The 14,731-nt window shown below is 54.2% G+C and carries 17 protein-coding genes; 5 read left to right on the top strand and 12 right to left on the bottom strand.

Going from position 1 to position 14,731, the window contains the following annotated elements:
* Positions 1 to 133: 133 nt before the first annotated feature.
* Complete coding sequence (ahr, locus tag METLU_RS0118200; RefSeq protein ID WP_027159475.1) at positions 134 to 1,150, top strand: NADPH-dependent aldehyde reductase Ahr; 1,017 nt, start codon at positions 134 to 136, stop codon at positions 1,148 to 1,150.
* A gap of 92 nt (positions 1,151 to 1,242) precedes the next feature.
* Here the strand turns inward: ahr and METLU_RS0118195 are convergent, their stop codons facing one another.
* Positions 1,243 to 2,490 (bottom strand): lipase/acyltransferase domain-containing protein, encoded by a 1,248-nt coding sequence (locus tag METLU_RS0118195; RefSeq protein WP_027159474.1) that lies wholly within the window; start codon positions 2,488 to 2,490, stop codon positions 1,243 to 1,245.
* Positions 2,491 to 3,013: 523 nt separating this feature from the next.
* Positions 3,014 to 3,571 (bottom strand): TetR/AcrR family transcriptional regulator, encoded by a 558-nt coding sequence (locus METLU_RS0118180; protein WP_196806561.1) that lies wholly within the window; start codon positions 3,569 to 3,571, stop codon positions 3,014 to 3,016.
* 111 nt (positions 3,572 to 3,682) lie between these two features.
* Here METLU_RS0118180 and METLU_RS0118175 point away from each other — a divergent pair, with 111 nt between their 5' ends.
* Entirely contained in the window at positions 3,683 to 4,150 is a 468-nt protein-coding gene (locus METLU_RS0118175) for a nuclear transport factor 2 family protein (RefSeq protein ID WP_027159471.1), read from the top strand.
* Positions 4,151 to 4,279: 129 nt separating this feature from the next.
* Here the strand turns inward: METLU_RS0118175 and METLU_RS25795 are convergent, their stop codons facing one another.
* Together METLU_RS25795 and METLU_RS25790 are read right to left on the bottom strand one after the other, a co-directional pair.
* Positions 4,280 to 4,912 carry a pyridoxamine 5'-phosphate oxidase family protein gene (locus METLU_RS25795; protein WP_036243266.1) on the bottom strand — a complete coding sequence of 211 codons (633 nt, stop codon included), beginning with the start codon at positions 4,910 to 4,912 and terminating at the stop codon, positions 4,280 to 4,282.
* Complete coding sequence (locus tag METLU_RS25790; protein WP_231383647.1) at positions 4,909 to 5,526, bottom strand: TetR/AcrR family transcriptional regulator; 618 nt, start codon at positions 5,524 to 5,526, stop codon at positions 4,909 to 4,911. The genes METLU_RS25795 and METLU_RS25790 overlap by 4 nt, the downstream gene beginning before the upstream one ends.
* A gap of 112 nt (positions 5,527 to 5,638) precedes the next feature.
* Here METLU_RS25790 and METLU_RS0118160 point away from each other — a divergent pair, with 112 nt between their 5' ends.
* Positions 5,639 to 6,034 (top strand): hypothetical protein, encoded by a 396-nt coding sequence (locus METLU_RS0118160; RefSeq protein WP_027159470.1) that lies wholly within the window; start codon positions 5,639 to 5,641, stop codon positions 6,032 to 6,034.
* 280 nt (positions 6,035 to 6,314) lie between these two features.
* On the opposite strand, the gene METLU_RS0118155 is transcribed toward METLU_RS0118160, so the two are convergent.
* The 8 genes from METLU_RS0118155 to atpD form a co-directional block, all read right to left on the bottom strand.
* Positions 6,315 to 7,139 carry a F0F1 ATP synthase subunit gamma gene (locus tag METLU_RS0118155; protein ID WP_027159469.1) on the bottom strand — a complete coding sequence of 275 codons (825 nt, stop codon included), beginning with the start codon at positions 7,137 to 7,139 and terminating at the stop codon, positions 6,315 to 6,317.
* Positions 7,136 to 8,632 (bottom strand): F0F1 ATP synthase subunit alpha, encoded by a 1,497-nt coding sequence (locus METLU_RS0118150; RefSeq protein ID WP_027159468.1) that lies wholly within the window; start codon positions 8,630 to 8,632, stop codon positions 7,136 to 7,138. Before METLU_RS0118150 ends, METLU_RS0118155 begins: the two co-directional genes overlap by 4 nt.
* On the bottom strand, positions 8,619 to 9,368 hold the full coding sequence (locus tag METLU_RS0118145) for a F0F1 ATP synthase subunit delta (RefSeq protein ID WP_027159467.1): 750 nt from the start codon (positions 9,366 to 9,368) through the stop codon (positions 8,619 to 8,621). The genes METLU_RS0118150 and METLU_RS0118145 overlap by 14 nt, the downstream gene beginning before the upstream one ends.
* 16 nt (positions 9,369 to 9,384) lie before the next feature.
* On the bottom strand, positions 9,385 to 9,651 hold the full coding sequence (locus METLU_RS0118140) for an ATP synthase subunit c family protein (RefSeq protein WP_027159466.1): 267 nt from the start codon (positions 9,649 to 9,651) through the stop codon (positions 9,385 to 9,387).
* A 2-nt stretch (positions 9,652 to 9,653) separates the two neighbouring features.
* Positions 9,654 to 10,319 carry a F0F1 ATP synthase subunit A gene (locus METLU_RS0118135; RefSeq protein WP_036243264.1) on the bottom strand — a complete coding sequence of 222 codons (666 nt, stop codon included), beginning with the start codon at positions 10,317 to 10,319 and terminating at the stop codon, positions 9,654 to 9,656.
* Between the two features lie 278 nt (positions 10,320 to 10,597).
* A complete protein-coding gene (locus METLU_RS0118130) occupies positions 10,598 to 10,870 on the bottom strand; it encodes an AtpZ/AtpI family protein (RefSeq protein WP_027159464.1) in 273 nt (90 codons plus the stop codon).
* Positions 10,867 to 11,271, bottom strand: coding sequence for a F0F1 ATP synthase subunit epsilon (locus METLU_RS0118125; RefSeq protein ID WP_027159463.1), 405 nt, complete (start codon positions 11,269 to 11,271; stop codon positions 10,867 to 10,869). The genes METLU_RS0118130 and METLU_RS0118125 overlap by 4 nt, the downstream gene beginning before the upstream one ends.
* Positions 11,268 to 12,662, bottom strand: a complete 1,395-nt coding sequence (atpD, locus tag METLU_RS0118120) for a F0F1 ATP synthase subunit beta (protein ID WP_027159462.1) — start codon at positions 12,660 to 12,662, stop codon at positions 11,268 to 11,270. The genes METLU_RS0118125 and atpD overlap by 4 nt, the downstream gene beginning before the upstream one ends.
* A gap of 334 nt (positions 12,663 to 12,996) precedes the next feature.
* Here atpD and METLU_RS0118115 point away from each other — a divergent pair, with 334 nt between their 5' ends.
* Complete coding sequence (locus METLU_RS0118115) at positions 12,997 to 14,037, top strand: acyltransferase family protein (protein WP_027159461.1); 1,041 nt, start codon at positions 12,997 to 12,999, stop codon at positions 14,035 to 14,037.
* Between the two features lie 122 nt (positions 14,038 to 14,159).
* Positions 14,160 to 14,630 carry a GNAT family N-acetyltransferase gene (locus METLU_RS0118110; protein WP_027159460.1) on the top strand — a complete coding sequence of 157 codons (471 nt, stop codon included), beginning with the start codon at positions 14,160 to 14,162 and terminating at the stop codon, positions 14,628 to 14,630.
* Positions 14,631 to 14,731: the final 101 nt, after the last annotated feature.

The raw sequence follows: 14,731 nt of genomic DNA, 5'->3' as shown, positions 1-14,731 counted from the left end.
TGAAAATTCGGGAGAAAACCTCATGAAAGCACCCGAATCCGCCGCGAAGAATGTAAACATGCGCAAACCCGGCCAGACAGGACCTGAAACAAGCCGGTACTGAACGTTCACCACTGACCCGGAGGAACATCTCATGACGGAAATTCACGGCTGGGCCACGCACGGTCCCAGGCAGAAACTCAAACCGTTCAGCTATGACGCCGGGCCGCTCGGTCCGGAAGAGGTGGAAATCGCCGTCGAATATTGCGGCCTTTGCCATTCCGATCTGTCGATCATCAATGACGACTGGGGCATGTCCCAGTATCCGGTTATTCCGGGGCATGAGGTGACAGGAAAAATCGTGGCCCTGGGCGATTACACCAAGGGCTTAAGTATCGGGCAGCGGGTCGGCGTCGACTGGAATGCCGGCAGCTGCATGCATTGCCATGAATGCATGACCGGCAACAACAACCTCTGTGCGGAAGCGGTGCCGACCATAGTCGGGCACCAGGGCGGTTTTGCCGACCGGGTCCGGGCGCACTGGGCCTGGACCATTCCGCTGCCGGACGCGCTCGATATGACCAGTGCGGGGCCGCTGCTGTGCGGGGGCATCACGGTATTCGCGCCGCTGATGACCTTCGGCGTCAAACCGACCGACCGCGTCGGCGTCGTCGGCATCGGCGGCCTGGGCCATATGGGCCTCGGATTTGCCAATGCCTGGGGCTGCGAAGTGACAGCTTTTACGTCGCAAGCATCCAAGGCCGAGGAAGCGCGCGGCTTCGGCGCCCATCACGTGGTCCCGAGCCACGACAGCGAGGCCATGCAGCAAATCGACGGCTCGCTGGATATGCTGATCGTGACCGTCAATGCGCCGCTGGACTGGGCGGCGCTGTTGAAAACGCTGAAGCCCAACGGCCGTCTGCATGTCGTGGGCGCCGTACTCGAGCCGATGCCGATTCCGGCCATCGATCTGATTTTCGGACAAAAGAGCGTCTCGGGATCGCCGACGGGCGGCCCCATAAAGATAGCGACGATGCTGGATTTTGCCGCACGGCACGACATCGCCCCGCAGGTCGAGCATTTTCCGATGAGTCAGGTCAACGAGGCGCTTGAGCATCTGGCGGCGGGCAAGGCGCGTTACCGTATCGTGCTGGATGCGGATTTTGCCTGAGCGGATGGGTTTTGAGGAATGCTTCTGAAAAATAGCTTTAAGCGGCCCGACCGTTGGACCAGGCCGCGACTGTCGTAAGACGGTCAGCTAGTTCATGAGGCCGGGCAAACCGATTTCGTCCGCTGAAGATGAGTCAGCAGGCGGTTCAGGACAGCCGTATCAATGGCCAGCCCGAAATGGTCCACGCCCGCGTTGTCATTCAGCTCAAAATGGTAGCAGGGCATGTTCTGCCAGACATAGGCCGCATCGTTAGTGAGATCTTCCTGGTTGCCATCCCCGTCGCGGACAAACACGGGCGCGCTGTTGAAGTCAACCACCTGCCCAACCGACAGGTCCGGAAGTCCCAGACCCACCAGCGTATCAAGCCCGGAACCTTTTTCGGCGTAGACATCCACGTTCGGGAAGTGCTGTGGCTCATTGAATTTGACGAAGCCTATGTAGGCAGCGGCCAGCTCTTTCGACAAGGGCAGATGGGCATCCTCGAACAGTTGCTGGTGATCCTCCGGCGTGTACGAGATATCCCCAACCTGCAACACGGTTTCCTGATCTTTGAAAATCGCAGGATCGGCAGAACTCATGTAGCTGGAAGGATGGCTCTGGTACATGGCGGCGCTGCTGGCCGCATTCGCGGCGTCGGTCGGGAAGGTGAAGTCAATGATATTCAGGCCGGTAAAATAAACGGGGTACAAGAGTCCTTGTCCGGGCCAGTTGCCGGCCAGCGGCGTGAAGCCGTGGATGAATCTGTTCTTCCATTCCTGGGTCGTGTGCGTGAGCAGGTACTGTATGTACAGAGGGCCGTTGGAGTGCCCCACCAGGTGCACGGGGGTATTCTGGTTCTGGTGGTAGGTTTCCTCGATCAGTTCCTTGGTTTTCTCCAGAAAGCTGCCGATATCCGGCGTCAGCCGGGAATCATAGCCGGCAACGCGGATATTCTGGTTGCGCGCGTAGCCGTTTGTTTCCAGAAACACGTACAGAGGCTCATAGAAAGGCGCACTCTCGGTATCGCCATAGTGTTTTACCTTGACCTTGACGCCCGGTTGATTGGAGAAGCGCGATGACATCGGCAGGTTCTTGTCCGGGTCGACCACCAATGTCAGCAGTTTGTCTCTGCAAACCTGGCTGAATTCCGTGCCGGGATTCGGGTTGGGGAACCAGTCTTCGAAACTGCCGGATGCGGGACAGTCCGGGAATGCCGTCTGGTTATGGACTTTCACTTCGAGAGTGGTCAGATGGAAGGCAGGGAACACGACGACCGGCGTGCGCGTATCGGCCAGGGACGACACCGATGCCGCGGACATGAGCATGCCTGCGACAATGGAGGGTACAGATGTTTTTTTCATAAAGCTTTCCTTGTTGTATATGTAAAATGATCTGATCAGAAAGCCCTGTCATACCGATGAATCCCGCATTTTCACGCCTAAGCAGTCCATAGCCCTTGCCCGGCAACGCCGTAGCTTCCTTTAAAAATTCAACAGGGTTGTTTTTTCGAGGCGCGGCCCTTTCCCAAGCGAAGATATTTGCAGTGGAGCGGCTGTAAAGGCGGGATTCCAGCCATGGCGTTGGCAGTTATAAAAATTGTCTTTTGCCAACCGTCATTTCCGATCGGCTCAATTTATACGCTAGAACTTTCCGATTGGCAATAAGCTCAAGCTCTGCCTTATCTATAGTGTTCAGCATCAAAATTTGCTATCCGGGAGAGCATATATTTTGCTTGGCATCCCCATAAGAAACGCTTGATGGGAGAATCTGAAGCCGACTTTTTCCAAAATCCGTACTGATGCGAAATTATCAAGCGTGAAAACCATCGGGTCTTTCAGGCCGGACACGAAAACATAGGTCAGCGGCCACAAAAGTACCGTCACATCACAAACTTCTTTGCAGCACATCTAAGACCAGGCTCAGTGATTTAAGCGCCGCCTCGGAATTTTCGTCGAATTGCGCCCGAACGATGGCGCCGTCCACCGCCACAGATATGGCCTGCGCATACGGTTCGCGAAGCTCGGAAGGCGGAAGCAGGTCTGAAATGGCCTTTGTCATGTCTTGCTTGTGGCTCCGGGTGATCTTAACCACTTCGGGCAGAGTGGTGCCAAGTTCCCCCACGCCGTTAAGGAAAGCGCAGCCGCGAAAGCTGCCGCTTCGAAACCACTCCGCCAGGGTGGGTATGAGCGCATTCAAATTACCGCCATGGCGTTCAAGCGCGTCAATAAACCACGCCATCCAGCGCTGATGCCGGTATTCCAGGAATGCGCGGATCAGATCATTCTTGCTCGGAAAGTGCCGGTAGAAAGTCACCTTGGTGACGCCTGCATCCGCAATGATCCGGTCAATGCCGGTTGCACGGATGCCTTCCTGGTAAAAAAGATCATGCGCGGTAAGAAGAATGCGCTCGCGCGCCGGGAGCGATTGCCTGTCTGGGTTCATATTAGTTTGCATCCTTGTATTGTAGACAGATCTGTCTACAAAGGGTACTATTTTTCGCAGTAGACAAACCTGTCTACATCTAACGCAACTCATTGCCGCAGGAGATCAGACATGGAAAACAAACCGCCGCTTCCCCCTTTTACACCTGAAACCGCCGCCCAAAAGGTGCGCATGGCCGAGGATGCCTGGAACACCCGCGATCCTGACCGTGTCGTGCTGGTCTACACGGAAGACTCCCGTTGGCGCAATCGCGCCGAATTTCCGGCCGGACATGAGGAAATCCGACAGTTCCTTTCGCGCAAATGGGCCAGGGAACTGGACTACCGGCTGATCAAGGAATTATGGGCCTGTACCGGCAACCGCATTGCCGTACGTTTTGCCTACGAATGGCATGACGACTCAGGGCAGTGGTTCCGCAGCTACGGCAATGAAAACTGGGAATTCAACGAGCTCGGCTTCATGATGCGCCGCTACGCCAGCATTAACGACCTGCCCATTGAGGAATCCGAGCGCAAGTTCTTCTGGCCGCTGGGCAGGCGCCCCGATGAGCATCCCGGATTGAGCGATCTGGGCCTGTAAAACAGCATCGAATATTTTCCGCCGATTTGCCAGTCAACGCATGGATCAATTTCGATGCGCTTTGCTGGCAAATTTTCAATGAGATGGTGCAACCATCTTCTGAAAATGGCACCCTCTGTTAGAAGTTTCTCAGCTTCTGTTCAGTGCGGCTGCGGCATCCTGCTCTTGCCCGGCCAAATGCGCATCGCGGGGCGGCAATACATCGGCCACAACCTCCAGATGCTTCCAGGCCGGCGCGGGCGTTTCGCATTGGGCCTTGGGTACAAAAGCCGATTCTTCAATCAACTCCATTTTGTGGATATAACGCGGGCAGTTCGGGAACATTTCACGCACGCTGACCCGCAGGACCATTTCAGCTTCCGGCCAGTGATTGAGCAAGGGCTCATCGTCCTGGATGAACGCGTCGCCGTTCAGGCGGAGACGGGCTTGCTGCTGAAAATCGACGAACAGCAAACTGACATGCGGATTAACCAGGACGTTGCCCGCTGAAATGTACATGCCGCTGCCATCGTACAGCGGAAAAGCCAGTGTGGCTTCATCGACCACCTTGACTAAGCCGCGGCTTCCGCCTTTATAGGAGCAGTTGGGCCGGCCTTCCCGGTCAACAGTTGCCAGGAAAAACATGTTCTGTTCTTCGATGAATGCCTTGTCCTCCGGGCTGATTTGCGAGCTGACGATTGCTTCAACCAGCCGGTCCGCTAACGGGCGCGTCTCAAAGCGATCCTGTAATTGCCGGCTGCCATCGTGGAAAAATTCACTCATTGTCTCTCCTGGGAAGTTTGTTTTTGGGGATGTCTTGTTTTTTTATGGGGTATGCTGCCTTCAATAAGCATTTTGGCAGCCTGTTTGGCATATTCGCCTGCGCCTGAATGGCGTTTCATCTGTTCAGAAACGATCGCGCCCTCGACCAGTAAACTCAGTTGCAAAGCCAGGCTTTCCGGATCGGCGCATCCCGCCGCTTTCGCCAGATCTGAAATATAGCTTCGGAAACTGTCGTAAAACTCGGCGGACACCCGATGGACCGGATTGCCTTCCAGTGGAAATTCGGCAGCGGCATTAATAAAAGCGCAGCCTCGGAACTCCGGAATGGCCATCCATGCGCCAATCACATCAAAAACCGCCAGCAATTTGCCTTCGGGCGTATCGGCTTTTGAATCCACCTGCTCAACAAACCACTGCCGGAAATCCCCGTCCCGTTTGCGCAGAAAAGCCAGCACCAGATCATCCTTGGATGGGAAATATTTATACAGGCTCATCTTGGTGGTGTTTGCCGCTTTAACAATGGCATCCACCCCTGTTGCCCGAATGCCCTGGCGATAAAACAGATCAGCTGCGACATTCAGGATTTTTTCTTGCAGATGGGTGGGCATTTTCATGATCAGGCGGTGGCAGGGTTGCAAACGATTATACCGATCAGTATACTTTTGCGACACTATACAGACCGGTCTGTATAGTTTTAATTTAAAAACTTAGTGATAGGAACAGGTAATGGAAGTTTTATTGATAGGCGCTGTATTGATGATTTTTGCCGTTCTGGCATCGGCATGGTTGATGACCTTTGCCAGATGGTTTCCTGTTAAAGGCATCGATGGCGATTTTCTGGTCGACTATAAGACCCTTATTAGAGCTCATATCGATTTTGCCTTGATGGCGCTATTTTGTTTGGGATTCTACGCCGTAAAGGTGCCATTGCCCGTAATCGCCTGCTGGCTGGTGGTCATCGGCGGCATCAGCAATCCCGGTGTTTTTGTGATTGCCGCCTTCGATCCGGACTTTTGGAATAAGCCGGTGTGGAGAGCCTACACCGCGATTAGTTTTGCCATTACCACGATAGGCTTTGGCTGGGTTTGTGTCAGTTTACTGGATTATGCCTTATCGCTGTAAAACAGCGTCAGCTATTTGACAGTTGTCGCATCCATTTAAAAACAGAGCATTAATGCCACTTTTAATGCTCAATCCGGACGCTCTTTACCGGCAGTTTTCAACGCCTTTCGATCTGCGGGATACGGGTTATCCACAAAAATTGTGGATAACTCTGTTACAAAAAAGTGAAATTCCCCCCCAAATCCTCATTATTCGGATCATTGAATCAGATTGACTAAAAATTGGCCGATCAGCAAGGCGCCATCCGCATGACTTGAAAGCGTCGGATTCATCGGCTTTGTTAAAGATTTTCCGCATTCAACAGTATGACCTCAATTTCCTCGGTGATTTCTTCCTGCCGGCGCATCTGGAATTTCCGGTGCAGTTTTGCCGTTTCATTGTCGAGATGCAGCACGGCCCCATCCAGATGCTGCAAGCGCCGGTGATTTTCCGCCATCAGCGACGTGTAGCAGAGCTTATGCAGTACGGCGAATAAATAATGTTCCACCATGTCCGCAAAAAAATCGGCCGGATCGAGATTCAGTAGCGGCGGGAAAGCGAAGCGGGGGCGCTCCTGAACGGTTTGCTGAAAAGGCGGCAGCAGGGGCTGATGCGTGGGCCGGCTCAGCGTGTTGTCGTGATAAACGGCACTCAATTCAAAGAAACCGCGCGTTTCCTGCAGCGAGGTAATCGCGCCGAGCAAGCGGTTGACAATGGCGGGCACTTCTTCGGCGACATTGGCGCCTTCAAGCGTGGCAACCGGCTCGGGATAGACATCGGACCAGCGGTTGGCCAGTCTGCTGCCGATGAGGATGATGTCCTCCGAGTAGGCTGCTGGCGCTATTTCATTAATCAGGCTGTCATTGAAGTCGCCGCAAAAACCGCGCTCGGACCCGATCAAAATAACGATATGCGGGGCCTTGACATCGGTATCCAACAGATAAGGGTGAAAACTCAGGAAATCCATGGCCGCATCTTCAATGGCCTTGACCGCCTGGTTCTGCACGGATTGAAAGCGGAGCAGCTTGTGCGTTTCTATAAACGCGAGATTTTTCATCGAATTTAAAATGCCCCGGATATCCTCCATCTGGGCGATATGCTGTCGCAGACGCCGGCTTTGGCTCATGGCTGCGGATTCGGTTCGATGCCCAGCCAGTCGCCGATGGCTTGCAACCACTGGTCAGGGCTGCTGTTCAGCGTCAGCCTGGTGTCGCTGATGCCTTTTTTCATCCGCGCCAGAAAATCTTTAATCTCCTCCGGCTTGGCCTGGTCGAACAAGTGTTCATTGAAAGCAATCAACCAGGCGAGTTGAAAAAGACTGCTGAGCGGGCTCAGCCGCTCCTGCTTGAGAATCTCCCGCAGCACGCGTCCGCGTTGAATCCGCGCTTCCATCGAGGCTTCCAGGCGCTGGCCGAACCGGGAAAAGGCTTCCAGTTCCAGAAACTGCAAATAATCCAGCTTCATTCGCCCGGCCTGATTACTGATGCTCAAGTGCTGGGCCTTGCCGCCTATCCTCGATACCGACTTGGCGATATCGATGGCGGGACGGAATCCCGAGGCGAACAGGTTGGCATCCAGATAAATCTGGCCGTCGGTGATGGAGATCAGGTTGGTGGGAATATAAGCGGCAATTTCACCCTGCTGGGTTTCGACGATAGGCAAGGCCGTCATGCTGCCGCCGCCGTTTTCGGCATTCAGGCAGGTCGACCGTTCCAGCAGGCGGGCATGCACGAAGAAAATATCGCCGGGATAGGCTTCGCGCCCGGGCGGGCGGCGCAGCAGCAGGGACAGTTCGCGGTAAGTTCTCGCGTGGGTCGACAAATCGTCATAGATGACCAGCGTATCGCGGCCCTGCGCCATCCAGTGTTCGGCCAGCGCACAGCCGGCGAACGGGGCGATATATTGCAGGCCGGGCAAGGCGCTGGCTTCGGCCACGACGCAAACGGTGTAATCCATCGCGCCTTGTTTTTTCAAGGTTTCGATGGTGTTCACCACAGTTGAGCGTTTCTGCCCGATCAACACATAAATGCAGACGACATTTTTGTCTTTTTGATTGATGACGGTGTCGATTGCGATCGAACTGCGGCCCAGCCCTTCGTCGCCGATCAGCAGTTGCCGCTGACCTTTGCCGATCGGAATCAGGGTGTCGATGATTTTAATGCCGGTGTACAGCGGGTCGTGAACGAAATCCCGTGCGATAATCGGCGGCGACGCTCGCTCCAGGCCGCCCCGTCCGGCGGGAACCGGAGCGGGAATGCCGTCAAGCGGAGTGCCCAGAGGATCGACCACCCGGCCGATAAAAGCGTCTCCGACCGGTATGCTGGGCGCGTTTTTAGACAAATGCACCAGCGTGCCGGACGTCAGCGCTTCGGTTTCATACAGCAGAATCGCACCGACCCGGTCACGGTTGAGGTCAAATACCATGGCGCGGCTGCCATCGGCAAATATCAGGATGTCGTCGATGGCTGCCGAGGGCAATCCCATGATCCAGGTAATGCCGTCCCCGATCGTTACGACCGTGCCCTGCTCGGTGACCCGAAGCTCCGGCTGATACTGATCCAGCCAGGCGCTTTGCTTGTCTACCAAGTCAGCGAGCGCTTCGGCATCAGTCGAATTCATGGGCAATCTCGGCAAAGCCGGTCAGTTCATGCTGCAGGTTGGCGTGCAGGACCCAAGCGCCGATATCGATGCGCAGGCCGGCGATCAGCCCGGCGTCCTGTTGATAATGAAACACATCGGGCCTGTTGATGAGTGCCCCCAGCTTTTGCTCCAGATTTTGTCTTAGCTCGTCCGGCAGGAGATAGGCGCTGGTAATGTGAATGGACACCGATTGGTCAGCCTCCAGCATTTGCAGGCAGCGTCTGCATTCCTCGGGCAAATCATTGAAATGCTCCAGCAGCATGGCGCACAACCGCTCTTCCAGTTCGGGACCTGCGGCTTGGCGCAGCAATATGGCTGCAAAGCGGGCGCTGTTTTGCAACGCCTTTTTTTCGGCCTGCTGCTGGATGTCACGCTGCAGCCTTGACAGGATTACTTTGGCTTTTTGCCGTTCCTGGTCAAGATCGGCCTGCAGCTGATCCATTTGCGTTTTTCTTTCGGCCTCGATTTCCCGGCGCAGCGCGCTAAGCGCGGCCTGTTTTTCCTGCTCCCACTCGTTTTGCCGGTTTTCATAGTGTTGGCGTAAATCTTCGGCCTCTTGATGCAGCTTTTTGGCTTCGGCCAGTGTTTGGTCGATGTGCTGCTTGCGCCGGGTAATGACGGCCAGTACCGGTTTATAAAAAAGCCGTTGCAGGATCCAGATCAGGATCAGGAAATTGATGATTTCAAGCGCAAAGGTGGAAAAATTGAATTCCATGGCTGTTCTGGCCCGATTATTTGGTCAGGAATTCAAGCAGCGGATTCCTGAACAGTACGATCAAAACAATCACCAGACAGTAGATAGCCAGCGATTCGATCATCGCCAATCCGATAAACAGCGTCCGCATGATCGACTGCTCCGATTCCGGCTGACGGGCCAAGGCTTCCAAGGCGCTGCTGATCGCTTTTGCCATGGCCAGAGCCGGCATCATGACGCCCAGGGCAATGCCGATGATGGCGGCGAGAGTGGAGCCGAACACGATTGAAGCGATGTCTGTCATAACTATTCCTGTCGATTAAGTTGTTGGGATTGTATCGCGCCGGCCAGATAAATCAGCGCGAGCATGCCGAAAACATAAGCTTGCACCAGCGCTTCGACGATATGCAGCATCAAAATCGGAATCGGCATGAGAAAACCCGCGACCAGCAAAATCAGCATCGCCGTCATTTCCAGGCTCATGATGTTGCCGAACAGCCGAATCGCCAGGGCCAGCGTGCGAGTCAATTCGCTGATGATGTGAAAAGGCAGTAAAATCGGACTGGGCGCCAGATAATGGCGCAGATATTGTTTAAGTCCCCAGGTCTTGATACCGAACCAGTGTACCGAAAAAAACACCAGTACGGCCAGTGCCGAGGTGACCGACAGATCGCGTGTCGGCGAATGCAGGCCGGGTATTAAGCCGATCAGATTGGCGACGATCAGAAACAGCCACAAGGTCCCGACAAAAGGCATGATTTGCCGGCCATGTTCCGGCGCGACCGCGAGAACAGCTTCCTCCAGCGCCGAGACGATGCCTTCCACCATGGCCTGCAGAGGACCGGGCAGCATGTCCAGACGCCGGGTTGCAAGCCAGGCCAGTACCGCAGTGACCAGCATGATGCCCCAGGTGGTCAGGACCGATACGCCAATGGCCAGTGGCCCGAGCATAAAAACCAATTCGTTTTCCATGATTTAACCTTGCTAAAGAGGCCGTCCTACAAAGCATTATTTACTGATGTTACGCAGACAATTTGCCCATGCGTCAAGCGCCTGTAGGGTCGAATTCACTTGTGCCCCATGGGTATTCGACCCGAGACGCTCTGTTAGTCATTTAGTGCGAATACCCAAAGGGCACAAGTGAATTCGCACCTACGCGAGCATTTGGCCGCTTTCGTTAAAGGCGGCTCAAGAACTGTAGTGCTCGGGAGCGGCAAACGGCATAAAAAGCTATCCGTGCGTAACATCAGTTATTTATTTTGAATCAGAAAATAAACGTTAAACATGCCGACCACAATGCCCGCGAACAACAGGCTGAGCGTCCAGCACATCGAATAACCCGGCATTATACTATCCAGCCAATGCCCCAGGTAGGCGCCGCCTATGATGGGCAACACCATGACCAGCCCGAGCGTCCCGATATAAGCGGTCTGCGAAAGCAGGTTCGGGCGTTCCCGGTCCGCTTTTTTGATGCGTTTGACCTGATTTTCTATCTGCTGTTTTAATCGCCGCTGTTGATTCATGTCATTTCTCGCTTGAGCGCCCGGAGCCGGGTCAGCATGGCCTGTTCCATTTTTTGCAGACTGGCCTTGGTCGCGCGCAGATCTTCTTCCTCGGCTATCAATTGCTGCTCCAGTAATGAGCTGATGCGGTCGAGGTCTGTGTCTATCATGAAGCGCCGCGTGCTGAGCGCCAGTTCGTTATTGTTGAAATACAGAACCGCACCGGGCAAAGCCAGGTATTGCCAGTCTTCTTCCTCCCCCTGCCGAAAGCGCGCCAGTCCGAATACCAGCGTGGTCATGAAGCGGGCATGGTTGGGGCGGATGCCGAAACTGCCGGACGCGTCCTCGCCGATAAAGGCCGTCACGCCGGTTATGCGCTGTTCATGGGTGGCATCATACAGTTGCAGCGCGAATTCTTTCATACCGGTTCCTGCATGCTGCCGCGCATATAACACTGGGCTTCGGTCAAATCGTCATAACGCCCGGCCAGAAAAGCCTCGCAGTCGGTCAAGGTCTGTTCGAGCGGAACCGAAACGCCGGCTTGCCGGGTGTGCTGCGCCAGAACCGCAAACGGCTGGGTCAGATAGCGTTGCAGCTTACGGGCGCGCATGACAATTTTCCGGTCCCGTTCGGACAATTCCTCCATGCCCAGCATGGCGATGATATCCTCCAGTTCATCATAACGCGCCAGATGTTCGCGCACGCCTTCGGCCACATTGTAATGGCGGTCGCCCAGGGTATGGCGGTCCATCAGGTGACTGCCGGAACGCAACGGGTCGACAGCGGGATAAATGCCCTTGCTGGCCTGGTCTCTGGACAGGATAACGGTGGTGTCCAGATGGCTGAGGATGGCGCTGACCGCCGGGTCGGTCATGTCGTCCGCCGGCACGTAAACGGCCTGAACCGACGTGATGGCGCCCTGGCGGCTGGACAGAATGCGGTCCTGCAGCTCGGCGACTTCCGACGTCAGGGTCGGCTGGTAACCGACCGTGGCCGGCATGCGGCCGAGCAGACTTGAGATTTCGCTGCCGGCCTGAACGAACCGGAAGACGTTGTCCATCACGAACAGGACTTCCTTATGCAGGGTATCGCGCAGATATTCGGCATAGGTCAAAGCCGACAGGCCGACGCGGAAGCGCACGCCGGGCGATTCGTCCATTTGCCCGAACACCATCAGGGTGTCGGACATGACCTTGGCCTGTTCCATTTCCCGCCATAATTCGTGGGCTTCCCGGATGCGTTCGCCGACGCCCGCGAACACGGAAACGCCCTGGTGGATTGCCGAAACCGCATGAATGAATTCCATCACCAGCACCGTCTTGCCGACGCCGGCGCCGCCGAACAACCCGGTTTTGCCGCCTTTGACGAAAGGGCACAACAAGTCGATGACTTTGATGCCGGTCTGCAAAATACCGCTGATGCCGATTGCTTCCGACAAGACCAGCGGTTTCGAGTGGATATTGCGAAATTCGGTATGAGGCAGCGGACTGCCTCCATCCAACGGTTCGCCGAAAATATTCAGTAATCGCCCCAGACATTGCTTCGAAACCGGAACATGCAGCGGCGCTCCGGTGTCGTAGACGGTCAAGCCCCGGCTCAGGCCGGCCGTACCGTGCAGCGTAATAGCCCTGACATGCCGCTCATCAAGATGCTGATGCACTTCGAACTGGTAGACGGTATGATCGAAACGGGCGCATAAAGCCCGGCGCAATGGCGGCAACCGGGCACAGTCGATAATGACGACGGGGCCATGAATTTCAGCGATGGTCCCGATCGGGTGTCGATCTTGTTGTTGACCCGACAAACTATCCAATGATGCTCGCTCCAATTGACTGAGGGTGAACGCGCTTTGTTATGAAAGTTGTCAAGCGCCTTGATCGCTAGTATTACAAAACGCAGTCCCCGCAGCAACGGTCGGCGCCCAAGTTTTGTTTCCGCCAGGACTTGCGCATTTTGCCTTTCTCTCGCCGCGCCGGGATGCACATAAGGAAGAAGAGCAGCGCAAGACATTATCCTGAAACTGCTTTTATGTGTTTTAAAGATCGGAACAAGCAAGACCGAAAGGTACTCTTACCAAATTGTGATCGAAAAGATTGTAAGATAGTCAAATCCCGAAAAATAACCAGTTGACCAAAAGAGAGACATAGGTGAGCGATCGTTTAGTTCAACTTGATGCAATGCGGGGATTTGCCGCCTTGATGGTCGTCGGATTTCATTACACGACGGGATACCAGGATTTATATGGACATCCAGGCCAGCTGCCGCTTGAATTGCCTCTTGGACGCCATGGCGTGCAGCTGTTCTTTATGATAAGCGGCTTTGTCATTTTCATGACGCTTGAGCGGACCGAAGACTTCAGGGACTTTGTTGTCTCCCGCTTCGCCAGGCTGTATCCGGCCTATTGGACTTCAGTTTTCCTTACCTATATTTTCGTATCAATCGCATCACTCCCGGGCAGAGAAACATCTTTTTCCGAAGCGCTTGTTAACCTTACCATGCTTCAGCACTGGTTCCGGGTACCGCATGTTGACGGAGCCTATTGGACATTAACTGTAGAGCTGTCGTTCTATGCAATCATGCTCGCGCTGTTTCTTTTGCGCTGTCTCAATAGAATCAATCTGGTGGCGATCCTATGGCTAAGCCTGATGATTGTGGTTTACAAAGTAGAGCGTTCCACTGCTTTGCGACTTCCTGATCTTGTTAAGACAACCCTGATTCTGGAATACGCCAACCTGTTTCTTGCCGGCATCGCGTTTTATAAGCTATATCGTGCTGATAACCCGCTGCATAACAAGTTGCTCATCAGTGCCTGCCTGGCTGTGGAATTCATAATCCACGGTTGGAAATTGGGGCTGATATGCGGTGTATTTTTCGGCCTGTTTTACAGCGTTTTCGTTTTGAAAATAAAATTTTTAAATAGCCTGCTTTCAGCCAGACCATTCGTCTATCTTGGGACAATCTCCTACAGCCTCTATCTCTTGCATCAAAATATAGGCTATGTACTGCTGCGCATAGGGTATGCAAACAACCTGGAACCCGTTACAGCCATAGTCCTTACTTGCCTTGCATCTGTCCTGCTTGCTTCATTCATAAACACGGTGATTGATGTTCCCGCCAGAGTGGCCATTCGATCCTTTTGGAGGAACAGTAAAGCAATGAAGCAAATGGCAACGGCCACAAAACCATAAAACCTTTCCCAGCAAGATTAATAACCCTACAGCGATAGATGCGCTATCAGTGCAATAGGATGCCGGGGCATGAGGCGCATCCTATAAACTAGCGCATCTTATAACCTTAATGAAGATCGAAAATGAGTATTGAGATTAAGCAGGCAACGCCGGAACAATCCCCGGAGATAGCTGAGATGGTGGGACAGTTGCTGGAAGAAATCATGAACAACATCGGCGTAAAAGCCTTCAATTTTGACTGGAACCAGACCAGGGACAGACTGAGGCAGTTTTTGCTGGATCAAAAATACTTCGTGTTTGTGGCAGAGGATGCGGGCGAGCCAGTGGGATTCATAGCGCTCTATGAAGGCTATGCGCTTTATGCTGAAGGGGCGTTTGGAACGATACCGGAGCTTTATGTACGCCCCGAGTACCGTTCCAAAGGTGTCGGTAAAAAACTCACCGACAAGGCAAAAGAGTTTGCCGCCACGAAGGGATGGACCCGGCTCGAAGTAACGACGCCCCCACTTCCCCAGTTTGAAAGAACACTCGAATTCTACGAGAAAGAGGGGTTCAGCATTACAGGTGGCCGCAAGCTCAAAGTGAATTTGTGAGGTATGGACTTAGCGATCGCTTAATCGGGCGTAGCCAAGTAGGGTACGCACCGCGTACCTTTTTGCGGTTTGAGTCATCACAGACGGTACGCAATGCTTAC

It is taken from the genome of Methylobacter luteus IMV-B-3098 (assembly GCF_000427625.1).
GTDB classification, from domain to species: domain Bacteria; phylum Pseudomonadota; class Gammaproteobacteria; order Methylococcales; family Methylomonadaceae; genus Methylobacter; species Methylobacter luteus.
This window is presented reverse-complemented; position numbering and strand designations above follow the sequence as displayed.